The organism is Micromonospora sp. DT41, from assembly GCF_049841715.1.
Taxonomy (GTDB): Bacteria; Actinomycetota; Actinomycetes; order Mycobacteriales; family Micromonosporaceae; genus Micromonospora; species Micromonospora profundi.
In genome coordinates this window covers 33,118-55,861 of the sequence record NZ_JBNCKU010000019.1, presented here as the reverse complement: position 1 = coordinate 55,861, position 22,744 = coordinate 33,118, and the positions used below count along the sequence as shown (strand labels likewise).

25 protein-coding genes are annotated in these 22,744 nt (G+C 71.4%); 19 read left to right on the top strand and 6 right to left on the bottom strand.

Translation table 11 applies throughout. The features are described 5' to 3' along the window. Positions 1-35 precede the first annotated feature (35 nt). The 5 genes from ACLQ23_RS27225 to ACLQ23_RS27205 all read left to right on the top strand — a co-directional run bounded on the left by ACLQ23_RS27225 (position 36) and on the right by ACLQ23_RS27205 (position 3,477). Positions 36-677 (top strand): MOSC domain-containing protein, encoded by a 642-nt coding sequence (locus ACLQ23_RS27225; RefSeq protein ID WP_355595992.1) that lies wholly within the window; start codon positions 36-38, stop codon positions 675-677. A gap of 91 nt (positions 678-768) precedes the next feature. Then, complete coding sequence (locus ACLQ23_RS27220) at positions 769-1,392, top strand: helix-turn-helix domain-containing protein (protein ID WP_355596174.1); 624 nt, start codon at positions 769-771, stop codon at positions 1,390-1,392. After that, entirely contained in the window at positions 1,392-1,763 is a 372-nt protein-coding gene (locus ACLQ23_RS27215) for a hypothetical protein (protein ID WP_167943050.1), read from the top strand. Before ACLQ23_RS27220 ends, ACLQ23_RS27215 begins: the two co-directional genes overlap by 1 nt. After that, positions 1,760-2,680: an ABC transporter ATP-binding protein gene (locus ACLQ23_RS27210; protein WP_355595994.1), complete on the top strand. Its 921-nt coding sequence runs from the start codon at positions 1,760-1,762 to the stop codon at positions 2,678-2,680. The genes ACLQ23_RS27215 and ACLQ23_RS27210 overlap by 4 nt, the downstream gene beginning before the upstream one ends. After that, the gene (locus ACLQ23_RS27205) at positions 2,680-3,477 is read left to right on the top strand and encodes an ABC transporter permease (protein WP_425735742.1); all 798 of its coding nucleotides are present in this window, start codon (positions 2,680-2,682) and stop codon (positions 3,475-3,477) included. The genes ACLQ23_RS27210 and ACLQ23_RS27205 overlap by 1 nt, the downstream gene beginning before the upstream one ends. Before the next feature lie 140 nt (positions 3,478-3,617). On the opposite strand, the gene ACLQ23_RS27200 is transcribed toward ACLQ23_RS27205, so the two are convergent. From ACLQ23_RS27200 to ACLQ23_RS27190, 3 genes are all read right to left on the bottom strand, one after another. After that, positions 3,618-4,520: a phytanoyl-CoA dioxygenase family protein gene (locus ACLQ23_RS27200; RefSeq protein WP_425881346.1), complete on the bottom strand. Its 903-nt coding sequence runs from the start codon at positions 4,518-4,520 to the stop codon at positions 3,618-3,620. A 221-nt stretch (positions 4,521-4,741) separates the two neighbouring features. Continuing rightward, a complete protein-coding gene (locus ACLQ23_RS27195; RefSeq protein ID WP_355595998.1) occupies positions 4,742-5,596 on the bottom strand; it encodes a hypothetical protein in 855 nt (284 codons plus the stop codon). Between the two features lie 131 nt (positions 5,597-5,727). Beyond that, complete coding sequence (locus ACLQ23_RS27190; protein ID WP_425881345.1) at positions 5,728-6,513, bottom strand: enoyl-CoA hydratase-related protein; 786 nt, start codon at positions 6,511-6,513, stop codon at positions 5,728-5,730. A 19-nt stretch (positions 6,514-6,532) separates the two neighbouring features. On the opposite strand from ACLQ23_RS27190, the gene hemW reads away from it, so the two are divergent. Further along, positions 6,533-7,756, top strand: a complete 1,224-nt coding sequence (hemW, locus tag ACLQ23_RS27185; protein ID WP_355596176.1) for a radical SAM family heme chaperone HemW — start codon at positions 6,533-6,535, stop codon at positions 7,754-7,756. Positions 7,757-7,819: 63 nt separating this feature from the next. On the opposite strand, the gene ACLQ23_RS27180 is transcribed toward hemW, so the two are convergent. Then, positions 7,820-8,494: a DUF4870 domain-containing protein gene (locus tag ACLQ23_RS27180; protein ID WP_355596002.1), complete on the bottom strand. Its 675-nt coding sequence runs from the start codon at positions 8,492-8,494 to the stop codon at positions 7,820-7,822. Between the two features lie 213 nt (positions 8,495-8,707). Here ACLQ23_RS27180 and hrcA point away from each other — a divergent pair, with 213 nt between their 5' ends. The 3 genes from hrcA to ACLQ23_RS27165 all read left to right on the top strand — a co-directional run bounded on the left by hrcA (position 8,708) and on the right by ACLQ23_RS27165 (position 11,685). Continuing rightward, a complete protein-coding gene (hrcA, locus tag ACLQ23_RS27175) occupies positions 8,708-9,730 on the top strand; it encodes a heat-inducible transcriptional repressor HrcA (protein WP_355596004.1) in 1,023 nt (340 codons plus the stop codon). A 73-nt stretch (positions 9,731-9,803) separates the two neighbouring features. Beyond that, positions 9,804-10,949, top strand: a complete 1,146-nt coding sequence (gene dnaJ, locus ACLQ23_RS27170) for a molecular chaperone DnaJ (RefSeq protein WP_197281542.1) — start codon at positions 9,804-9,806, stop codon at positions 10,947-10,949. Position 10,950: 1 nt separating this feature from the next. After that, positions 10,951-11,685, top strand: coding sequence for a 16S rRNA (uracil(1498)-N(3))-methyltransferase (locus tag ACLQ23_RS27165; RefSeq protein WP_355596006.1), 735 nt, complete (start codon positions 10,951-10,953; stop codon positions 11,683-11,685). Positions 11,686-11,875: 190 nt separating this feature from the next. Here the strand turns inward: ACLQ23_RS27165 and ACLQ23_RS27160 are convergent, their stop codons facing one another. Next, a complete protein-coding gene (locus ACLQ23_RS27160; protein WP_355596008.1) occupies positions 11,876-12,637 on the bottom strand; it encodes an SDR family NAD(P)-dependent oxidoreductase in 762 nt (253 codons plus the stop codon). A 62-nt stretch (positions 12,638-12,699) separates the two neighbouring features. Between ACLQ23_RS27160 and ACLQ23_RS27155 the strand changes: the two genes are divergently transcribed. The 8 genes from ACLQ23_RS27155 (at position 12,700) to ACLQ23_RS27120 (ending at position 20,154) form a co-directional block, all read left to right on the top strand. After that, positions 12,700-13,059 carry a histidine triad nucleotide-binding protein gene (locus ACLQ23_RS27155; protein WP_355596010.1) on the top strand — a complete coding sequence of 120 codons (360 nt, stop codon included), beginning with the start codon at positions 12,700-12,702 and terminating at the stop codon, positions 13,057-13,059. Then, entirely contained in the window at positions 13,056-14,441 is a 1,386-nt protein-coding gene (locus ACLQ23_RS27150; RefSeq protein WP_355596012.1) for a serine hydrolase domain-containing protein, read from the top strand. Before ACLQ23_RS27155 ends, ACLQ23_RS27150 begins: the two co-directional genes overlap by 4 nt. A 132-nt stretch (positions 14,442-14,573) precedes the next feature. Next, the gene (locus ACLQ23_RS27145) at positions 14,574-15,632 is read left to right on the top strand and encodes a PhoH family protein (RefSeq protein WP_425881344.1); all 1,059 of its coding nucleotides are present in this window, start codon (positions 14,574-14,576) and stop codon (positions 15,630-15,632) included. Between the two features lie 15 nt (positions 15,633-15,647). Continuing rightward, positions 15,648-16,121 (top strand): rRNA maturation RNase YbeY, encoded by a 474-nt coding sequence (gene ybeY, locus ACLQ23_RS27140; protein WP_355596016.1) that lies wholly within the window; start codon positions 15,648-15,650, stop codon positions 16,119-16,121. Beyond that, a complete protein-coding gene (locus ACLQ23_RS27135) occupies positions 16,097-17,518 on the top strand; it encodes a hemolysin family protein (RefSeq protein WP_355596178.1) in 1,422 nt (473 codons plus the stop codon). The genes ybeY and ACLQ23_RS27135 overlap by 25 nt, the downstream gene beginning before the upstream one ends. Then, positions 17,511-17,897 carry a cytidine deaminase gene (locus ACLQ23_RS27130; RefSeq protein WP_355596018.1) on the top strand — a complete coding sequence of 129 codons (387 nt, stop codon included), beginning with the start codon at positions 17,511-17,513 and terminating at the stop codon, positions 17,895-17,897. The genes ACLQ23_RS27135 and ACLQ23_RS27130 overlap by 8 nt, the downstream gene beginning before the upstream one ends. A gap of 5 nt (positions 17,898-17,902) precedes the next feature. Continuing rightward, positions 17,903-18,799 (top strand): GTPase Era, encoded by an 897-nt coding sequence (gene era, locus ACLQ23_RS27125; RefSeq protein ID WP_355596180.1) that lies wholly within the window; start codon positions 17,903-17,905, stop codon positions 18,797-18,799. A 185-nt stretch (positions 18,800-18,984) separates the two neighbouring features. Then, on the top strand, positions 18,985-20,154 hold the full coding sequence (locus ACLQ23_RS27120; protein WP_355596020.1) for an acyltransferase family protein: 1,170 nt from the start codon (positions 18,985-18,987) through the stop codon (positions 20,152-20,154). On the opposite strand, the gene ACLQ23_RS27115 is transcribed toward ACLQ23_RS27120, so the two are convergent. Further along, complete coding sequence (locus ACLQ23_RS27115; protein WP_355596022.1) at positions 20,141-20,947, bottom strand: DUF4097 family beta strand repeat-containing protein; 807 nt, start codon at positions 20,945-20,947, stop codon at positions 20,141-20,143. The genes ACLQ23_RS27120 and ACLQ23_RS27115 overlap by 14 nt on opposite strands. Positions 20,948-21,049: 102 nt before the next feature. Between ACLQ23_RS27115 and recO the strand changes: the two genes are divergently transcribed. Together recO and ACLQ23_RS27105 are read left to right on the top strand one after the other, a co-directional pair. Beyond that, a complete protein-coding gene (gene recO / locus ACLQ23_RS27110) occupies positions 21,050-21,928 on the top strand; it encodes a DNA repair protein RecO (RefSeq protein WP_355596024.1) in 879 nt (292 codons plus the stop codon). After that, complete coding sequence (locus ACLQ23_RS27105; protein WP_425881342.1) at positions 21,925-22,737, top strand: isoprenyl transferase; 813 nt, start codon at positions 21,925-21,927, stop codon at positions 22,735-22,737. The genes recO and ACLQ23_RS27105 overlap by 4 nt, the downstream gene beginning before the upstream one ends. Positions 22,738-22,744: the final 7 nt, after the last annotated feature.

Sequence of the window (22,744 nt, the reverse complement as noted above, 5' to 3'; positions counted from 1 at the left end):
GTCGGCCGCGGGTGGCCGCCACTAGGCTGGCGGCCATGACGGGCAGGGTGGCAGCGGTGAACCTCGGCATCGTGACCGAGGCGAAGTGGGCCGGCGACGCGAGCGGTCGCAGCGGCATCGACAAGCGGCCGGTCGACGGGCCGGTGTTGATAAGCGTCGACGGGGTGGCCGGCGACTTCATCGCCGAGCGGGCCCATCACGGTGGCCCCGACCAGGCGGTCTACGCCTACGCCGAGGAGGACGCCGCGTGGTGGGCGGCGGAGCTGGGCCGTGCCATCGGGCCGGGTGGCTTCGGTGAGAACCTGTCCACGTACGCGGTCGACGTGACAGGTGCCGTGATCGGCGAGAAGTGGCAGATCGGCTCCGCCCTGCTTCAGGTCACCAAGCCTCGGACGCCCTGCACCACCTTCGCCGGATTCTGGGGCGTACCGGATCTGATCCGGCGCTTCACCGTCCGGGCCAGCCCGGGGGCGTACCTGCGGGTGCTGCGCGACGGTGAGGTGGGCGCCGGCGACCCGGTCGAGGTGGTGGAGCGGCCCGCGCACGGCGTGACGATCGGCGAGGTGTTCCGGGCGACAAGCCTGGAGCCGGAGCTGCTGCCCCGCCTGCTCGACGCGGACGACCTGCCGGAGTCGATCCTGGACAAGGTCCGCCGCCGTCTCGCCACCCGCAGCTGACGTCGCCGGAGTCGGCCGCTGTTCGGAGGCCATTTGGACGATGACGCTCCTTCATTATCATTATCAGTAGTGATAACGTGTGCCCGTGGAGATGGCGAGAGAACGCTGGGCGGACCTGGCACTGCACCCCGTGCGAATCCGGATCCTGCGTGCGGTCGCGGGCACACGTCTGACCACACAGGGCCTGCTTGAGCTGCTGCCCGATGTCCCGCAGGCCACGATGTACCGGCACCTGGCGATCCTGGTCAAGGCCGGGCTGGTCGAGGTGATCGATGAACGCAGGGTGCGCGGTGCCGTCGAGCGGGTGTACGCATTGCCCGCGCGCGGCGCGACGCTCGACCCCGCGGCCCTCGCCACGGCTACGCGGGAGGACCACGCGCGTTACTTCACGGCGTTCATGTCGAGTCTGCTGTCGGAGTTCTCCCGCTATCTCAGCCGGGAGCGGATCGACTTCAACGCCGACGGTGTGGGCTACCAGCAACTCGTGCTGCACCTGACCGACGCCGAACTGGGCGAGTTCGCCGCCGGTCTCAACGCTCTGGTGGGTCCGTTGCTCGCCCACCAGCCCGGCGGCGAACGAATACCGCGACTGTTGGCGACCGTTCTGCTGCCCACCGATCCGCCGACGGCCGACAGGCGCGCAGCGGCGCCGACGGACGAAAGGCGCGCACCGGCGCCGACGGACGACTCCGACACGACGACAGGGGATGACTGATGGCATCGGTAATGGTGACCAACGATGTGATCGACATTCGGTTCACCGGATGGGAGCGGGTCTGGGTCGGGCGGGAGTGGTTCGCGCTGCCCCTCACCGCGGTGCGGAAGGTCGCCCTGGCGGACAACCCTCTGCGTCTGGCCCGTGGCGCCCGCCGGGGATATGTGGTGTCCGGCTTCGCCAAGATCGGAGTGTGGGGCCTGTACGGCGGTCCCCGGCAGCTCGTGGCGGCCCGACGGGCGGAACCAGGGCTGCACCTCGTCCTGGACCGGGCGGCGGCCGGCGGCGAGTTCGACGAGGTCGTGCTCTCCGGGCCGGCCGCGCCGGGCCTCGTGGAGACGATCACGCGTGCCATGGCGGCCCGCGCGTGACCGGCGACCACCTCGCGATCGAGGTGTCGTGCCTGACGAAGCGCTACGGTGACGTCACTGCCGTCAATGATCTGAGCTTCACCGTGCGACCCGGCGTGATCACCGGCTTCCTCGGCCCGAACGGCGCCGGCAAGACCACCACGATGCGCATGATGACCGGGCTGGTGTCGCCGAGCAGTGGCACCGCCACGATCGGCGGGCAGCCGTACGGTCAACTGGCCCGGCCGTCGCGCACGGTGGGCGCGGTGTTCGACGGCAACGCGTTCCACCCTGGACACACCGCCCGCGACCACCTGCGCGTCTACGCCGCGATGGGCGGATACCCGGACAGCCGCGTCACCGACCTGCTCGACCTGCTCGGCCTCGCCGAGGCTGCGCACCGTCGTACCCGGGGATTCTCCACGGGCATGCGGCAGCGGCTCAACCTCGCCACGGCGTTGCTCGGCGACCCCCGCGTCCTGCTGCTGGACGAGCCCGGCAACGGCCTGGACCCGGCAGGCGTGTCGTGGCTGCGCGGCTTCCTGCGCCAGTTCGCCGACCAGGGCCGCACCGTCCTGATCTCCAGCCATGCGCTCGGCGAGATCCAGCAGCTCGTGGATGACGTGGTGGTGATCCGGCGCGGCGAACTCGTCGCCGCCGGGCCCTGTTCCCGGCTCGCCGGTCCGCCAGCGGTGCTGATCACCTCACCCGACGCGGACGCGCTCGTTGCCGTTCTGGCGGCCCACCCGCCCAACGGCGGCACGGCACCGCATGTCGAAGCCGTCGGGCCCGACCGGCTGCGGGTACGCGGGCTGGACGCGCCGGGCGTCGCCGACCTCGCCGCGGCCCATCATGTTCGGGTGCACGAGCTGGTCGTCGAGACCACCGGTCTCGAAGAACTCTTCCTCGATCTCACCAGGGACAAGGCGGCCATCTGATGAATCTCCTGATCAGAGCGGAGTTCCGCAGGCTTCTGGCCACCCGGATGTGGGGTGGCCTGCTGCTCGCCGCCGCTGCGCTGGGCGGCGGCATGTTCGGGGCCATGGCGCTGGTGGGGCCGGAGAACTTCGACCCGCCGATGCCCGGTCTGGACACCGAGGCCGGTCTCCGCGCGATTCTCGGCATCCTCGGCTACACCGCCTTCGTGCCGGCCGCGGCCGGGGCCCTTGCGGCCACCTCCGAGTACCGACACCGCACCGCCGCTGTCACCTTCCTGTTCGCTCCGCGCCGTGGGCGGGTGCTCGCCGCCAAACTCGCCACGTACGCGGTCGTCGGTCTCGCCTATGGGCTCGTCCTCGCGGGCACCGCCGCGGTGGCGCTGTTCGCCGTCGCCGCCGCCCGCGGCGTCCCACTCGGTCTGCCGGTCACCACCGTGCTGGCGCTGCTCGGCCGCATCGCCGTCGCGATGGTGGTCTACCTGCTCCTCGGGGCTGGGGTGGGCGCCCTCGTCCACCACCAGATCGCGGCGCTGTGCGTCGTGGTCGGCTATCTGTACGTGGGGGAGCCGGTGCTGATGATGATCCCGGGCATCAACACGCTGTACCCGGTCCTGCCCGGCGGAGCCACCGCCGCGCTCACCGACTTCACATACGTCGCCGACGCCATCTCCGCGGAACTCGGCAGCGGCGCCGTCCACCTGCTCCCACCGACGGCGGGCGCTCTCCTGCTCACTGCGTACGCGGTGCTCGCCGCGGCGATCGCCGTGCTGCTCCCGCTGCGCCGGGACGTCAGCTGACCGTCCCCGGGACGACACGCCGATGAGAACAGGATGACGGGGCGGACCCCTGGTTTCCCGGAGGCCGTTCTCAGCCGCAGTTGTTAGGAAGGGCCCCCTGTTATGCAAAAAGCGATAACAGGGGGCCCTTCCTTACATCGTCAGCGGAGCCAGGGGATGCTGCGGTCGAGCAGGCCGCGCTCCTTGAGCTCCTTGCGCAGCGGGATCTCGTCGTCGACGTATCCGTCCCAGTTGATGCCCCAGTAGTTGGCGGTGTGGGTGCCCTCGCCGATCAGCTGGCGCTGCACGGGGGTGCGGTTCTGGTACCACTCGCCGTTCACGTCGGGGTGCAGCTCGTCAAGCGGACGGATCCACCGGTAGGTGTAGCCGACGAACAGCATCTTGCGGGTGATCGTCGACAGGTTCGTCGACCGCGAGTGCCACTGCCGGCGGTCGAAGATGAAGGCGTCGCCCGGGTTGGCGGTGATCTCCACCGTGCCCTCCGGGTCGGGGTTGTGCACGCTGAGGTCCTTGGGCCGGTCCAGCGAGTTCCACAGGTGGCTGCCCGGGATGACCTTGGTGGCGCCGCGACCGGTCTCGGAGAGGTCGGACAGCACGTACGCGACCTTGAGCGAGAACATCGGCCGGGGCAGGTTCGGGTCCATCGTCTCCGGGTCGGAGTTCTGGCGGTACCCGTCCTGGTGCCAACCCCAGTACGGCTTCTCCGGCTCGGCGGCCGGCGGGGTGACGTCCAGGTGGTTGTGGTGGGTGTAGATGTTCCAGCCGGCCAGTCCCCACATGTACGGGAAGGCGATCGGGTGGGTGAGCAGCTCACCGAACAGCTCGTCGCGCTCCAGGAAGCCCAGCAGGTGCAGGGTGCCGTCCTTCTTGGTGGTGCCCTTTGCCTGCTCCTCCGCGTAGACGCGGTCGACAGCCGCCTCCAGCGCCGCCCGGTGGTCCTCCGTCAGGACGTTGCGCAGCAGGAGAAACCCCTGCTCATGGAACTCCTTGCGGTCAGTGTCGCTGATCGGTTCGTAGCCGGTCCGGTCGCCGTAATCGAACACCGCGTCGTACCCCTCCCCATGAGGTGAATCTGTTTCTGGCACAGGCCGCCGATCGTAACGCGGGCGTCCCGGCGGTGGGAGGGCGAGCGGTGGGAAGTGGCCCGGTGCCCGGACGGCATGCAGCGAGGTGCGTGCCGAGAGTCACATTCGTGTCGTCGGCAACGGGGTTTGCAAGTATTTGCCCGATTGTGCGGTCACTGCCGGTAAAGAGATCCGGGAACTCACCCCTCGGTGAACACCTCGGCCACTACCTGACCGGTAGGGCCCTGCTCACCGGACACCTGACCCCAGGTGCCGTTTCGGGCCGTCCACTCCTGGTCGCCGAAACGGACCCGCTTCACGCCGTGGTCCTGGGCGTGCGACACCAGCCAGTGCGCGTACCGCCAGCCGTCACGCTGGTCGCCCGCCGTCACCGCCAGCCCGGTCGGGTCGGTCGGGTCGATCCCCTTCAACCCCCAGTCCAGCACCAGGTTGCGGGTCAGCTGCGCGGCCGCCGCCGCGCCGAACATCACCGGGGTACGCCCCACAGTGCAGGCCACAGCGCTCGTGGCGTCGCCGAGCAGCGCCTTGCTGAGCACCTCGGACTCGTCGGCCCACTTCTGGTACGCCTCGGGAAACGCCGAACGCTGCACCCGCTGGGCGGCGTCGGTGACCCGCATCTCCTCCCAGCCGCGCACCTTCTTCAGCGCCGCGTAGAAGCGGTTCGCCGCGTAACGCTGGTCCCGGATCTGTGCCGGAGTGCCCCAGCCCTGACTCGGGCGCTGCTGGAACAGGCCCACCGAGTCGCGGTCACCGTCGGCGAGGTTGCGCAACCCCGACTCCTGGTACGCGGTTGCCAGCGCGACCACCACGGCCCGCTCGGGCATACCGCGCTGGGCGCCGATCGCCGCGATCGTCGCCGCGTTGGCCATCTGGTCGGCGTCAAGCACGACCCGGCCGTCGGCCTGGACCGTGCAGGTCCGGCCCGCCAGCGGCAGCCGGAGCCGATCCCCGGCCTGCCGGACCACGACCCAGATCGCGATCACGGCGACGAGGATGAGCACCACACCACCCGACACGGCTGCCCGAGTCCGCACTCACACCCCCAGATTCGACAGTCCGACAAGCGTACGTCCCCGTTGACGCCGTCCGGGTCGTCCGACCGGTTCCCGCCCCGAAAAGCGGGGAAGGTCGAAGTGACGTTCCCCGCTTTCACCAGGACAAACCGCTACTCGGCGGCCGGCACCCAGGCGGCGTCCCGCTTCTCCCGGAAGGCCATGATCCCCTCGCGTCCCTCGTCGGAGAGGAAGAAGCCTGTCGACAGGGCGGAGAGGCGGGCCAGTTCGTCGCGCAGCTCGGCGGTGCCCGGCCGGCGCAGCAGATCCTTCGCCCCGGCCAGCGCCCGGGGCGCGCCGCGCACGAGCGAGTCGCAGTAGCGGGCCACCGACGCGTCCAGACCGTCGGCCGGCACGGCGGCCGTGACCAGACCGATCTCGGCGGCCCGCCGGCCCTCGAAGGTGTCGCCGGTCAGGTACAGCTCGGCGGCGGCACGCGGGTGCAGCCGGGGCAGCACGGTTGCCGAGATCACCGCAGGGATCACGCCGATCCGCACCTCGGTGAAGGCGAACGTCGCCTCCTCGGCGCACACCGCAAGGTCGGCGGCCGCGATCAGACCCAGCCCGCCCGCCCGGGCCGGCCCGGCGACCTTAGCCAGCACCGGCTTCGGGCACTCCCACAGGGCGGTGAGCACATCGCCGAGCATCGCCGCAGGCACCGTCCCGCTGGCGTACGCCATGGCGGTCTCCTTGAGATCCGCTCCGGAGCAGAAGACCGGGCCGGTGTGGTCGAGCACGATCACCCGAACCGTGTCGTCGGCGACCGCGTCGGCGAGGCCGGTCAGCAACTGGGTCATCAGGGCCGTGGAGAGCGCGTTGCGGTTGTGCGGACTGTCGAGGGTGAGGGTGGTCACCCCATGGGCCGTGGCGACCCGCACGAGGACGTCGGGAGAGGTCATGCCGGGCACACTAGTGGCCATGCCCGGCGTCCTTCCAGATGGTGAGACCGTCCCCGTCGACGGATCGCTGCCCGCCACCGCCACCAGCGCTGTCGGCGCGCGCGGTTTCGGCGTGTACGTGCACGTCCCGTTCTGCGCCAGTCGCTGCGGCTACTGCGACTTCAACACGTACACGGCCGCCGAGTTGGGCGGAGGGGCCAGCCGTGAGGGGTACGCCGACACTGTGCTCGCCGAGTTGGCGCTCGCCGCCCGGGTGCTCGGCGACAGCCCGCCGCCCCGCGTCGACACGGTCTTCGTCGGCGGCGGCACGCCAACCCTGCTGCCCGCCGACGACCTGGCCCGCATCCTGGACGGCATCGACAGCACCTGGGGGCTGGCCGCCGACGCCGAGGTGACCACCGAGGCGAACCCCGAATCGGTCACCCCGGAATCGTTGAAGCTGCTGCGCAACGCCGGCTACACCCGGATCTCGCTGGGCATGCAGTCCGCCTCCCCGGGCGTGCTGGCGATCCTGGACCGCAAACACAGCGCCGGCAGGGCGACCGCCGCCGCCCTGGAAGCGCGCGACGCCGGTTTCGAGCACGTCAACCTGGACCTGATCTACGGCACGCCGGGGGAACGGGCCGAGGACTTCGCCGCCTCGCTGGAACAGGTCGTGGCCGCCGGGGTGGACCACGTCAGCGCGTACGCCCTGATCGTGGAGGACGGCACCCGACTGGCCGCCCGGATGCGACGCGGCGAGCTGGCGTACCCCAGTGACGACGTGGCCGCGGACCGCTACCTGGCAGCGGAGGCAGCCCTCGACGCGGCCGGCCTGTCCTGGTACGAGGTGTCCAACTGGGCCCGCACCGACGACGCCCGGTGCCGGCACAACCTGCTGTACTGGACCGGCGCGGACTGGTGGGGGCTCGGGCCCGGAGCGCACAGCCACGTCGGCGGGGTGCGTTGGTGGAACGTGAAGCACCCCACGACGTACGCCCAGCGGCTGGCCGCAGGCGCGTCACCGGGTCTGGCCCGTGAGGTGCTCACCGCCGACGAGGCGCACATGGAGGACGTGATGCTGCGACTGCGGCTGGCAAGCGGCCTGCCGCTGGCGGTGCTTGACGTCGCCGGCCGGGCCGGCGCCGATCGGGCGCTCGCCGACGGCCTGCTGGCCGCCGACGACTACGCGGCCGGGCGGGCGGTGCTCACCCTGCGCGGCCGGTTGCTCGCCGACGCCGTGGTCCGCGACCTGCTGCCCTGAACCGACGCGCCGCCCCCGACCGGCGACGTGCGCCGGACCGGCCGGGGGAGCGGCCGGCCCGGGTCACTTGATGAAGGTGGCCGACATCGGGTAGCGGTAGGACGCGCCCTCGTTGGCCTTCATGCCGGCGATGATTCCGAACAGGATCTGGATCACCACTACCGCGACGCTGGGCAGGAAGAGCAGGCACCAGCTCACGAAGAGCAGCACGAACGCGATGATCGACCAGAGGATCTGGAAGTTGAGCGCGGCCAGGGCCTGCGCCCGCACGGTCGGCGACTGGTTGCCGCGGACCAGGTAGGCGATGAGCGGGGCCACGAAGCCCAGCGGACCGAAGCTGATCAGCGCGCCGGCGGCGCCGCCGAAGTGCGCGACAAGCGCCCAGGTCTTGTCCTCGTTGTTGGCGTAGCCGCCGCCGGGGCCGCCGTAGGCGCCGCCCGTCGGATAGCCGCCAGTGGGGCCACCCGGCGGGTAGCCACCGGGCGGGGGATAGCCGCCACCTGGGGGGTAGTCGCCCGGCGGGGGATATCCACCAGGCGGAGGGTAGCCACCTGACGGCGGTTGGTCACCGGTGGGCGGCGGATACCCGCCGGCCGGGGGATAGCCGCCCGAGCCAGGTGCCCCGGACAGTGGTGCGGTGGGTGGCTCGGCCGAGTAGGGCGAGCCTGCCGGTGAGGTCGGCTCCGGCGGGTAGCCGCCAGGGTCTCCCGCACCGGGTGGGCGAGGTGGTTCAGTCATGGTGTCACGGTAGGGGTGGTTGGCAACGCCACACCAGAGCGACACCGCCGAGCCCGACCCGGCTGAACGGGCAACGAGGAACGAACAGCGGCGACCTTGATCATCGCGTCGGCGGGCGCGCCGACGTAGACTGGCACTCGTTACAGTCGAGTGCCAAGCGGCCCGCCGGCCCCGTTCGGGTCGGTGGCCGACGTGCGACAGGAGGTGCGGAGGATGGGTCTGGACGACCGGAAGCTCGCCGTGCTCCGCGCCATCGTCGAGGACTACGTCTCCACCCAGGAGCCGGTCGGCAGCAAGGCGCTTGTCGAGCGTCACCAGCTCGGTGTCTCCCCGGCCACGGTCCGCAACGACATGGCCGTGCTGGAGGAAGAGGGCTACATCCGGCAGCCGCACACAAGCGCCGGCCGGGTGCCCACCGACCGCGGCTACCGGCTCTTCGTCGACAGGCTGTCCCGCGTCAAGCCGCTCAGCCCGGCCGAGCGCAGGGCCATCGAGCGGTTCCTGGTGGGTGCTGTCGACCTCGACGACGTGGTGCACCGCACAGTCCGGCTGCTCGCCCAGCTGACCCGCCAGGTGGCCGTCGTGCAGTACCCGAGCCTGGCCCGCTCCTCGGTGCGGCACCTGGAACTGGTGCCGATCTCCACCACCCGACTCATGCTTGTCATGATCGCCGACACCGGCCGTGTCGAGCAGCGGCTGGTGGAGCTGCCCGGCCCGGTGCCCGCCGACGACGTCACCGACCTGCGCCGCATGATCAACGAGAAGCTCGCCGGCGAGCGGCTGTCCGACACCCCGCCGCTGGTGCAGGCGCTGGTCGAGGAGGTGCCGGCCACGCTGCGCCCGGCCATGACCACACTCGCCTCCGTCCTGCTGGAGACGCTCGTCGAACGGCACGAGGAACGCATCGCGCTGGCCGGCACCGCAAACCTCACCCGGGGCGGCCTGCTCGACTTCCAGGGCTCACTGAGGCCGATCCTCGAAGCCCTGGAAGAGGAGGTCGTGCTGCTCAAGCTCATCGGCGAGACCGAGCCGAGCACGACCCGGGTGCTGATCGGCGACGAGAACGAGTTCGACAACCTGCGCGCCGCCTCGGTGGTGAGCACCGGATACGGCCCGGGCAGCACAATTGTCGGCGGCCTCGGGGTGCTGGGGCCGACCCGGATGGACTACCCCGGCACCATCGCCACGGTGCGCGCCGTGGCACGCTACGTGGGCGAGCTGCTGGCCCAGAACTGACAAGTCAGGGCCGACGGCCGGCTGCGGCCGCCGGTCGGCGCAACGCGAGACGAACATGAGGACACGGAACGCAGTGGCCAGGGACTACTACGGCATCCTCGGTGTCAGCCGGGAAGCCTCCGATGATGAGATCAAGCGCGCCTACCGCAAGTTGGCGCGCCAGTTCCACCCGGACGTCAATCCGGACCCGGAGGCTCAGGAGAAGTTCAAGGACATCAACGCCGCGTACGAGGTCCTCTCGGACGACCGCAAGCGGCAGATCGTCGACCTGGGCGGCGACCCGCTCGCCCCGGGCGGCGGTGGCGCCGGCGGTCCGGGCGGCCCGGGCGGGGCCGGCCCGTTCGTCGGATTCCAGGACATCATGGACGCGTTCTTCGGCGGCGCGGCGGGCGGCGCCCGTGGCCCCCGCCCACGGACCCGTCCGGGCTCCGACGCGATCCTGCGACTCGAACTGGACCTGCACGAGACGGCGTTCGGCGTCGAGGCCCCGATCACCGTCGACACGGCTGTGCTCTGCACCACCTGCTCGGGCGCCGGCACGGCAGCCGGCACCCACCTGGCCACCTGTGAGGCGTGCGCCGGTCGGGGCGAGGTGCAGTCGGTGCAGCGCACCTTCCTCGGCCAGGTGGTGTCGGCCCGCCCGTGCACCGTCTGCCAGGGCTACGGCACCACGATCCCGCACCCCTGCCCCACCTGCGCCGGCGACGGCCGGGTGCGTACCCGACGCTCGCTGACCGTCAAGATCCCGGCCGGCGTCGAGGACGGCATGCGGATCCGCCTCGCCCAGCAGGGGGAGGTCGGCCCGGGTGGCGGCACCGCCGGCGACCTCTACGTCGAGATCCACGAGAGGCCCCACGACGTCTACTCGCGCAAGGGTGACGACCTGCACTGCCGGGTCACCGTGCCGATGACCGCCGCGGCGCTGGGCACCCGCCTCACCATCAAGACCCTCGACAGCGAGGAGACCGTCGACGTCAAGGCCGGCACCCAGCCGGCCAGCACGCTGCGGCTGCGCGCCCGAGGTGTGCCGCACCTGCGCGGCACCGGCAGGGGCGACCTGTACGTGCACCTCGACGTCCGGACGCCGACCAAGCTCGACCCGGACCAGGAGCGGATGCTTCGCGACTTCGCCAAGACCCGTGGCGAGGAGGTCGCCGAGCTGACCAAGCAGGGCGGCTTCTTCTCCCGGATGCGCGACGCGTTCAACGGGCACGCCTGAGGTGTCCGCGCCGCTGTTCCTGGTCGAGGCGCTGCCCACCGGCGACGCGTTGATCCTGGACGGCCCGGAGGGGCACCACGCCGCCACGGTGCAGCGGCTGCGTGTCGGCGAGGAGTTGCTGCTCGCCGACGGCCGGGGCGGCACGGCCGCCGCCGTGGTCACCGCCGTCGGCAGGGGCGCCCTGGAGGTCACCATCACCTCCCGGGGGTACGCGGACGCGCCCGTACCCCGGCTGGTGACAGTGCAGGGCATCGCCAAGGGCGACCGGGGCGAGCTGGCCGTGCAGGCGATGACCGAGGTCGGGGTGGACGAGATCGTGCCCTGGGCGGCGTCCCGCTCGGTCACCCAGTGGCGCGGCGACCGGGGCGTACGCGCCCGGGAGAAGTGGGTGGCCACCGCGCGGGAGGCTGCCAAGCAGGCACGCCGACCCTGGCTGCCGGTCGTGGCCGGGGCGCCTGACGAGTCCACAGCGACGGTGGCCCGCCGGATCGCCGGTGCCGCCGCCGGGTTCGTCCTGCACGAGGAGGCCGAGGAACGGCTCTCGACCGCCGACCTGCCAAGCATCGGGGAGATCGTGCTTGTCGTCGGCCCGGAGGGCGGCATCGATTCGGCCGAGCTGACAGCGTTCCGGGCAGCCGGCGGCCGACCGGTACGGCTCGGTGTCGAGGTCCTGCGCACCTCCACCGCAGGCGTGGCAGCGCTCAGCGTGCTCGCCACCCGCCTCGGCCGCTGGTAGCCCCACCTCCCGCCGCAGTAGGCCGACCCCGCCCCGACCCGGCCTCGGCTCTCGCCCCGACCCCGGCCCCGCCCACTTGTCCCTGTTCCTGTTCCCGGCGGTCGCCCGACCAGGTGCGGTCAGTGTCCTTTGCTCTGCTTCAACTGACGCAACAGTTTCGGCCCGTGGTGGCGGAGTGCGCTGGCGGCGGTCAGCTGCGCAGGTAGGACGCGCCGTTGAGGTCGACGATGGTGCCCGAGGCCCACTCCGCTTCCGGCGACGCCAGCCAGTGCACGGCTGCGGCGATCTCCTCCGGCCGGGCCACCCGGTCGAACGGGCTCTGCGCCCGGATCGCCGCGCCGCCCTCGCCGCGAAGGTGCTCGGTGGTCATGTCGGTCGCCACGAAACCCGGCGCGACGGTGGCGACGGCGATGCCGTACGGCGCTAGCGCCACGGCGAGGGACTGGCCCAGCGCGTTCAGCCCCGCCTTGCTGGCGCCGTACGCCGGCTGGTGCGGCTCGCCCCGGAACGCGCCCCGCGACGACACGTTGACGATCCGGCCGCCGCGCTCGCGCATGTGCTGTGCGGCACACCAGGTGACGTTGCCGGCGCCGGTCAGGTTGGTCTCCAGCACCTGCCGCCAGCGCCGTTGCCACTCCTCGTAGGAGGTGCCGAAGATCGGGTGTGGGTCGTCCCGGTCGCCGTACATCCCGGCGTTGTTGACAAGGACGTCCAGCCCGCCGAGCTGCTCGGCGGCATCGTCGACCATGGCCCGGACGGCGTCCGGGTCGGTGAGGTCGGCGCGGACCACCACGTGCCCCGTACCCGGAAGTTGCGCGAGTAGTTCCTCGGCCGCGGCGGCGGAGTCGCGGTGGTGGATCGCGACCCGGTCGCCGCCGGCCGCGAACGCCGTCGCCACCGCCCTGCCGATGCCGCGCGAAGAACCGGTCACCAGTACCGCCCGAGCCGTCATGGCGGCCATCCTGCCCCAGGAGCCGCGTGTGCTCCGAGCGGCCCCTTCCTTACACTGCCCCGATGGGATCCGACTGCCTGTTCTGCCGCATCGTCGCCGGGGAGATCCCGGCCACAGTGGTCCGGGAGACCGCCACGACGCTCGCCTTCCGTGACATCGACCCGAAGGCGCCGGTGCACGTACTCGTCATTCCGAAGGAGCACTACGCCGATGTCGCCACCCTCGGGCAGGGCGACCCCGGGCTGGCCGGTGAGGTGCTGGCCACGGCCGCCGCGGTGGCCGAGGACGAGGGCCTGCTCGGCGACGGATTCCGGCTGATGTTCAACACCGGGAGGTACGGCGGCCAGGAGGTGTTCCACGTGCACGCGCACCTGCTCGGCGGTGCGCCGCTCGGCCCGATGCTCGCGCGGAGCGTGGCGTGACATCAGGCCCCGGCGCGCACGACCGGTTGGACCGGCTGGTCCGGCGGGTGCAGGCCGACGCCAGGGTGCCTGCTGTGTCGGCGGCGCTGCACAGGGCCGACCGGCCGCTGTGGACCTGCACCGTCGGCGACACCGGCACCGACAGCGCGCTGGGGCCGCGCACCCAGTTCCGGATCGGCTCGGTCACCAAGACCTTCACTGCGGTGCTCACCCTTCAGTGCCGCGACGACGGACTGCTCGACCTGGATGATCCGGTCGGCCGGTACCTGGACCTGCCGGCGCACGGTGAGCTGACCGTACGGCGGCTGCTGTCGCACACCGGTGGTCTGCAACGTGAGCCGTTCGGCGACGTCTGGGACACCCTGGCCGCACCCGATGCGGAGCGGCTGGTGGCCGAGCTGGACCGGGCCGAGCGGGTCCTGCCGTCGGGCCGCCGGTTCCACTACTCCAACCTCGGGATGGCCGTACTCGGCCTGCTTGTGGCCCGGCTGCGCGGCGGCAGTTGGGCGGAGGTGCTCGCCGAGCGGGTGTCGACGCCGCTCGGGCTGACCGACACCACAGTGACGCCCCTGCCGACGGCTGCGACAGGGTTCCTTGTCGACGCGTACTCCGACGAGGCCCACCCCGAGCCGCCGACCGACTTCGGCGCGGTCGGCCCGGCCGCCCAGCTCTGGAGCACGGCGACCGACATGGCCCGCTGGGCGGCGTTCCTCGCCGACCCGGCGGCGATCGACCCGTCCGGCGCGGTGCTCGCCCCGGGCACCCTCGACGAGATGCGCTGGCCGCTGACCACCACCGACGAGACGCTCTGGGGCGCCGGCTTCGGGCTCGGACTGATCCTCGTCCCCCAGGGCGAGCGGGTGGTGCACGTGGGGCACGACGGCGCGATGCCCGGTTTCCTGGCAGCCGTGTACGGCCGCCGGGGCGGCGACGGCACGCCAGGCGCGATGGGCGCCGCGGTGGTCGGCTCCTCCGGAACGGCGACGGACCTGCTCGACCTGCCGCACCGGCTGCTCGCCGAGGCCGTCGAGCACGACCCGGCCGAGATCGAGCCCTGGCGGCCCGGCGCACCCGCCCCGGCAGCCCTGCGGGGTGTGCTCGGTCGCTGGTGGGGCGAGGGCTTCGAGTACGTCTTCTCCTGGCATGACGGCACACTGCGGGCACGCGGGGCAGGCGATCCAGCCGGGCGCCCACCTGCGGTCTTCGCCCCGCTGCCGGACCGGCCGGACGTGTTCCGGACCGTGTCCGGCCGGGAGGTGGGCGAGCTGTTGAGGCTGACCCGGGACGACGCCGGAACGGTGGTCCGGATGCACTGGGCGACCTACCGGTTCACCCGCCACCAGGAGACCTTCGACAGGTACGACTTCCGGGCCGGCGGTTGATCGCGGCCAGCGGAAATGGGCGCGATGCGTCCCGCGTTGAACGGATACGATGGCTGCAACGTCCGCACGCCGTGCCAGCAGGGCCGGCGCCCGAGATCGAGAGCAGGTGCGCAGGGCCCTTCGGCCCAACTTATGACCGGCACCCCACCTCCCGGCGCTCCCCGGGTGCAGACCAGGATCACCGTGCCCGACCCCAAGATCATGGTCAATCTGCTCGGCGCGGGCGACGAGATCCTGCGACTCGTCGAGCGTTCGGTCACGAGTGACGTGCACGTGCGGGGCAACGAGATCACCATCACCGGCGCTCCCGCCGACAACGCCCTTGCCGAGCGGGTCTTCAGTGAGCTGCTCGAACTCATCGAGAAAGGCGAGACCCTGACCACTGACGCCGTCCGGCGTACCGTCGGCATGCTCGAGCAGGGCAGCGCCGAGCGGCCCGCCGAGGTCCTGACCCTCGACATCCTCTCCCGTCGCGGCCGCACCATCCGTCCCAAGACGCTCGGGCAGAAGCGCTACGTCGACGCGATCGACTCGCACACCATCGTCTTCGGTATCGGCCCGGCCGGCACCGGCAAGACCTACCTGGCGATGGCGAAGGCCGTCCAGGCGTTGCAGGCCAAGCAGGTCAACCGGATCATTCTGACCCGCCCGGCGGTCGAGGCGGGGGAGCGGCTTGGCTTCCTGCCCGGCACCCTCAACGAGAAGATCGACCCGTACCTGCGGCCGCTGTACGACGCGCTGCACGACATGCTCGACCCCGAGTCGATCCCGAAGCTGATGGCCGCCGGCACGATCGAGGTCGCCCCGCTGGCGTACATGCGGGGCCGCACGCTCAATGACGCGTTCATCATTCTGGACGAGGCGCAGAACACGACGCCCGAGCAGATGAAGATGTTCCTCACCCGGCTCGGCTTCAACTCCAAGATCGTCGTGACGGGTGACATCACCCAGGTGGACCTTCCCGGCGGGACGAGCAGCGGCCTGCGGGTGGTTCGCGAGATCCTGGAGAACGTCGAGGACGTGCACTTCTCCCAGTTGTCCAGCTCCGACGTGGTCCGCCACCGGCTGGTCGGGGAGATCGTCGACGCGTACGCCCGCTGGGATGCCGAGCGGGAAACCCAGCAGGCGCAGGGCGTCCATGCCGTACCCGGGCGACCTGCCCAGGGCGGCCGTGCCGGCCGCCGCCGCTAAAGCAGAGGAAAGCAGTTGTCCATCGAGATCGCCAACGAGTCCGGTGCCGAGGTCGACACCGACGCCGTGCTCGCTGTCGCCAGGCACGCCCTCGACGAGATGGGGGTCAACCCCCTCGCCGAGTTGTCGGTGCTGCTTGTCGACATCGACTACATGACCGAGCTGAACCACCGCTGGATGGGTGGCGACGGCCCGACCGACGTGCTCGCCTTCCCGATGGACGAGGGAAGCGTCGACCACGGCCCGGGCGAGACCGCCCCTGCCGGCGGCGAGCCGGCGCTGCTCGGTGACATCGTGCTCTGCCCGGAGGTCGCGGCCAAGCAGGCGGCGACCGCCGGGCACGCTCCGGCCGACGAGTTGCACCTGCTCACCGTGCACGGGGTGCTGCACCTGCTCGGCTACGACCACGCCGAGCCGGAGGAGGAGCGGGAGATGTTCGCGCTCCAGGCCCGACTGCTGGCGAGCTGGCGGTCGACCCGCAACCAGTGATGTCCACTCCGTTCCTTGCGGTCGGCCCTGCCGCCGGCCTTCCCGACCTGCAACTGATCTTCTTCGCGGCCGGCCTCGTGGTGCTGGCCGGTGTGATCGCGATGACCGAGGCGGCGCTCGCCGCTGTCTCCCCGGCGCGGGCAGCCGAGCTGGCACGTGACGGCGTACGCGGCGCCCGCACCCTCCAGGTCGTGGCCGGCGACGTCGTCCGGCACCTCAACCTGCTCCTGCTGCTGCGGCTTCTCGCCGAGCTGACCGCGACGACGCTTGTGGCGCTTGTCGCGGTGGACAGCTTCGGCGCCGGCTGGCGTGCCGCGCTTGTCACCGCCGGCGCGATGGCAGTGGTCAGCTTCGTGGTGGTCGGTGTCGCCCCGCGCACAATCGGCCGGCAGCACGCGTACGCCGTGGGGCGCGCGGCGGCGCCGCTGGTCCGCTGGCTGGGCCGTGCGCTCAACCCGCTGGCGTCACTGCTGATCCTGATCGGCAACGCGGTCACCCCGGGGCGCGGGTTCCCCGAGGGGCCGTTCGCCAGTCAGGTGGAGCTGCGTGAGCTTGTCGACCTCGCCGAGCAGCGCGGCGTCGTCGAGCACGGCGAACGCCAGATGATCCACTCGGTCTTCGCGCTCGGCGACACCATCGCCCGGGAGGTGATGGTTCCGCGTACCGAGATGGTGTGGATCGAGGAGGGCAAGACCCTCGCGCAGGCGCTGGCGCTCTTCCTGCGGTCCGGGTTCTCCCGCATCCCGGTGATCGGTGAGAGTGTCGACGACGTGCTGGGCGTGCTCTACCTCAAGGACCTGATCCGTCGGTCCCGGGGTGGCGACCCGGACGCCGAGCAGTTGCCGGTGGCCGAGCTGATGCGCCCGGCGACCTTCGTGCCGGAGTCCAAGCCGGTCGACGACCTTCTCTCCGAGATGCAGGCGGCCCGCAACCACCTGGTCATCGTTGTCGACGAGTACGGCGGCACCGGCGGTCTGGTCACCATCGAGGACATCCTCGAGGAGATCGTCGGTGAGATCACCGACGAGTACGATGTCGAACGCCCGCCGGTCGAACGCCTCGGGGAATCCTCGGTGCGGGTCACTGCCCGCCTGCCGGTGGAGAACCTTGGCGAGATGTTCGACACCGACCTGCCCACCGACGAGGTGGAGACGGTCGGTGGTCTGCTCGCCCAGTCGCTGGGGCGGGTGCCGATCCCCGGAGCGCAGGCCGAGGTGGCCGGCCTCCGGCTGGTCGCCGAGGGCACCACGGGCCGACGCAACCGGATCGACACCGTCCTGGTAAGCAGGGTGGAGTCGGGCGACGAGCAGGACACCGCGGGGCGCGGCGAGCAGGCCGGCCCTGGGGACGACCCGGACCATTATCGAGACGAGGAGAGGCAACCCGCCGATGCCTGACACACCCGCCGCGCCCGCCGCCCGGCCCACCCCCGCCGCAGCGGAGCCGCTGAGTGCCGAGGACGGCAAGCTCGTCGTCCTGGCCCGGGGAGCCCGTGCGCGGGTCGGTGCCGTGGAAGGTGCTGCGGTCCGGGACCAGGACGGCCGGACGTACGCGGCGGCAAGTGTCGCGTTGCCGTCGCTGACCCTCACCGCGCTCCAGTTGGCTGTGGCGTCGGCTGTGGCGGCCGGGGCGAGCCGGCTGGAGGCGGCTGCGGTGGTGACCGAGGCGTCGACGCTTGACGGCGCCGGGCACGCCGCCGTGCGTGATCTCGCCGTGGACGCGCCGATCCACGTGGCCGCGCCGGACGGCACCGTGTTGGGCACGGTGACCGAGTGAGTGCCGTGCGGGATCCCGAGCCGCGCCCGTACCGGGCAGGGTTCGGCTGTTTCGTGGGCCGGCCCAACGCCGGCAAGTCCACGCTGACGAACGCCATCGTCGGCACCAAGATCGCGATCACCTCGAACAAGCCGCAGACCACCCGCCACGTCATCCGGGCGGTGCTGCACCGGCCGGAGTCGCAGCTGGTGCTCGTCGACACGCCGGGTCTGCACCGCCCCCGGACGTTGCTGGGTGAGCGTCTCAACGACCTGGTCCGCTCCACGTGGACGGAGGTCGACGTGATCGGTCTGTGCATCCCGGCCGACGAGCCGGTGGGTCGCGGTGACCGGTTCATCAGCGGTGAGCTGGCCGAGTTGAAGGCGACAGTGCTGGCGGTGGTCACCAAGACCGACCTGGTCGACAAGCGCCGGCTGGCCGAGCAGTTGCTCGCGGTAAGCGAGATGGGGGAGTTCGCCGAGATCGTGCCGGTGAGCGCCGTCTCCGGGCACCAGGTGGACACGCTCGTCGACGTGATGACGAACTACCTGCCACCGTCGCCGCAGCTCTACCCCGACGACATGCTCACCGACGACCCGGAGCAGGTGCTTGTCGCGGAGCTGATCCGGGAGGCGGCCCTGGAAGGGGTCCGTGACGAACTGCCGCACTCCATCGCCGTTGTGGTGGAGGAGATGATCCCCGAGGGCCGGCTCACGAAGATCTACGCCGACCTGTATGTGGAGCGGCCCAGCCAGAAGGCGATCGTGCTCGGTCACAAGGCGAGCCGGCTCAAGGAGGTCGGCACCACCGCCCGCCGGCAGATCGAGGAGTTGCTGGGCACGCGCGTCTATCTGGACCTGCACGTCCGCGTTGCGAAGGACTGGCAGCGCGACCCGAAGCAGCTGCGCAAACTGGGGTTCTGACGACCGTTCGGTCAGCCCTGGCCGAGCCAGGGCTGACCGGGCGATGGGTGCGCCACCGGACAAAGTCGTTATCGGTCGGGCGTATGGGATGATTCACGTTTGGGCGGGGCCGGTACCGTTTGGCGGCGACACCGCGAAGGGTAGGGGAGTACAACCCCCCGCTTCCCCGACCCAGATGCAGGCTGATGCGCAACCGGTATCTCGATCTGCTCCGTTTCCTGGCCATCGTCCGTGTTGTCGTCTACCACGTCACCGGGTGGGCGTCCCTCACCCTCGTCTTCCCTGCCATGTCGGTGATGTTCGCGCTGGCAGGGTCGTTGATGGCGGCCTCGCTCGCCCGTTCCGGCCCGGCCGCGGTCGGTCGTCGGCTGCGCCGGCTGCTGCCGTCGCTGTGGGTCGTGGCGGTGGTCTTCGTCCCGGCCATGCTGTTCACCGGCCTGTCGCTGTCACCCCGGGTGCTGCTGTGGCTGTTCCCGATCGCGGACCCACCGGCAAACAACTGGGGTGCCCTCGCGCTCAGCGTCATCTGGTACCTGCGCGACTACCTGTGGTTCGTGTTCGCCTCGCCGATCGCGTTCTGGCTGTTCCGCAAGGCCCCGCTGCCCACACTGCTCGCCCCGTACCTGCTGCTGCTGGCGATCGAGGCCGGCATCTACCAGGCGCCCCCGCCGGTACTGCGCGAGTTCGGGTTGTACTTCGGCGCCTGGATGCTCGGTTTCGCCCACCAGGCCGGCATGCTGCGCCGGCTCGCCGGCCGCATCCTCTACCCGCTGGCGTCGGTTCTCGCGCTGGCCGGCGGGGCCTGGCTCGCCGCGCATCCAGGCCCCCGGGGGTACGACCTCAACGACAACCACCTCGGTAACGCCCTCTGGTCGGCGGCGTTCATCCTGATCGCCCTGGGTCGCGGGCCGGCGGGGATGGCCTGGTTGGAGCGCAGCCGCCTGGCCGACAGGGCGGTGACGGTGGTCAACCGGCGGGCGCTCACCATCTACCTCTGGCACATGCCGTTCGTGGTTGCCCTCACCCCGCTGGTCGACGTCGTCGGCTGGTCCCACCAGGACCCGTTGGGGCTCGCCATCCGGGTGTTGCTCGTCTTCGCGCTGGTCGGGCTCGTCACTCTGGCCGTCGGCTGGGTCGAGGACGTCGCCGCCCGTCGCCGCCCGGAGTTGATCCCCGCAGGCCCGTCGAGCCCGATCGAGCCGTCGAGTCGGCCCACCGCTGGCTCGACGAGCCCGCCGACTGCGGGTCCGTCGAGCCCGGCGCCCGCAGGCCCGTCGAGCCCGGCGACCGCCGAGCCGGAAGGTCGGTCGCCTGTCCCGCGACCACGCTCCGGCACCGAGATCAACGCTGGCTGATCGTGACGTTGCCGCTGCCGGTGGACCCGTCCAGCACCACAGGCGAGTTCGGGTCGTTGACGACGGTGACCTCCGACTCGCCGGAACCGGTGCTGGTGCGGACCCGGTAGCTGCCGGAGGGCACCAGCAGCGTGGCGTTTCCGCTGGAGGTGCGCACCCGGGCCGAGACCTGCGTCTCCAACTCGATGGTGACGTTGCCCGAGCCGGCCTCGGCGTCCGTGGCACCGCTGACCCGGCGGGCGTTGACGTTGCCGGACCCGGCACGCAGTCGTACCGACGTGCTGGCCTCGCTGAGCTCGATGTTGCCGGAGCCGGTCTCCACGTCGACCGCCCCGGAGGCCCCGGCCACCCGTATCTCACCTGAGCCCCACCGCAGCTTCACCGCCCCGACCTGGCTCAACTCGACGTTGCCGGAGCCTCCCTCACCCTCCACGATCACGCCCGGCGGAGCTGTCACCTCGTAGGAGACGCTGCACCGGTTGCCGCAGTCGCTGTCGAGGATCAGTTCGCTGTCCTTGATTTCGTACCGTGCCTTGGGCTCGCCGCCCTGGTACCGCACCACCCGCTTGATCCGTACCTCGGTGTCCGAGCCGGTGCCCCGGACCACCACGTCACCGGACCCACCTCGGACCTGGATGTTGGTGATCTTCGCGGCTTCGGTGTCGTCGAAGTCGAGCCGCCGGAAGGCCAGGTTGTCGCACCCGGCGAGCAGGATGAGGATGGTGGCCAACCCCAATGAGACGGCCGTGGTGGTGCGGTGGCGAGGGGCTGCGATGATCCGTTGCGGTGCCATGGCGAGGACGCTACGGCCGGTGACCCGCCCTCCGCATCGGGGTTCGTCCGCGCGTCCACCCCGAACCAACCCTGATTTCGCACCCCGAGGGAGAATGGCCCGATGGCCGGGTATCGCCGACAGCTCTACCGCGACGACGCGGTGGTGCTGCGTGTGCAGAAACTCGGCGAGTCCGACCGGATCATCACACTGCTCACCCGCAGGCACGGCAGGCTGCGCGCCGTGGCCCGGGGCGTCCGGCGTACCACAAGCAAGTTCGGCGCCCGGCTGGAGCCGTTCGGCCACGTCGACCTCCAACTCGCCGGTGACCCCAAGGGCAACCACGGCAGTTCGCTGCACACCGTCAGCCAGGTCGAGGGCATCGACCTGTACGGCAAGCGGTTCCTCGGCGACTATCCCCGCTACACGGCGGCAAGCGCGATCGCCGAGACCGCCGAGCGACTGACACCTGTCGAGCGGGAACCCTCGCTGCGCCTGTTCCAGCTCACAGTGGGCGCCCTGAAGGCGCTGTCCCGGGGCGAGCACGCCACCACCCTGGTGCTCGACGCGTACCTGCTGCGGGGTATGGCCCTTGCGGGCTGGGCGCCCGCGCTTGTCGCCTGCGCGGTCTGCGGCACCCCCGGGCGGCACCGCGCGTTCTCCGTGCCGGCCGGCGGCGCGGTCTGCCCGGACTGCCGGCCACCCGGCGCGGCCCACCCCGCGCCGGCCACCATCGACCTGATGTCCGCGTTGGCCACCGGCGACTGGGTGGTCGCCGACGCCACCGAGACCGGTGTACGCCGGGAGTGCAGCGGCCTTGTCGCAGCGCACCTGCAGTGGCACCTGGAACGCGCGCTACGCTCGCTGCCGCTGGTCGATCGGGGTCCCTCGGCGGCCGGCTCGGCCCCGCTGCCGGACGACGCGGCCGGGGCCGTGGCGCCTCGGCCACGCGGTGACGGTGCGGTCGGGGTGGACGGTGCGAACAGGGAGAGAGCCGAGTGATCCGATCGACGAGGGCCGGCCGGCGCGAGCCGACGCCACCGACACCGCACCCGTCGGGTGCCCGGCCACCGGCGCTGCCCACCGAGGCGGTGCCGAAGCACGTGGCAGTGGTGATGGACGGCAACGGCCGGTGGGCCAAGGAACGCGGGCTGCCTCGCACCAAGGGGCACGAGGCGGGGGAGCACAGCCTCTTCGACACCATCGAAGGCGCCATCGAGATGGGCATCCCCTACCTGTCGGCGTACGCGTTCTCCACCGAGAACTGGCGGCGCTCGCCGGACGAGGTCCGGTTCCTGATGGGGTTCAACCGGGACGTCATCCGCCGCCGCCGCGACCAGTTGGTCGACCTCGGCGTCCGGGTGGTCTGGTCGGGCCGGCCCGGCCGGTTGTGGAAGAGCGTCATCTCCGAGTTGCAGACCGCCGAGGAGATGTCCCGGGGCAACTCGACGCTGACCCTCCAGTTCTGCGTCAACTACGGCGGGCAGGCCGAGATCGGCGATGCCGTCGCCGCGATCGCCCGGGACGTGGCCGCCGGCCGGCTCGACCCGGCGAAGGTCACCGAGAAGACAGTGGCGAAATACCTGTACCACCCGGAGATCCCGGAGGTGGACCTGTTCCTGCGCCCCTCCGGGGAGGAACGGATCTCCAACTTCCTGCTCTGGCAGACCGCGTACGCCGAACTGGTCTTCCTGGACACGCTCTGGCCGGACTTCGACCGCCGACACCTCTGGTACGCGTGCGAGCTGTACGCCCAGCGGGACCGCCGCTTCGGCGGAGCGCTGCCCAACCCTGTCGCCCCGGTCGGCTGAGAGGCTT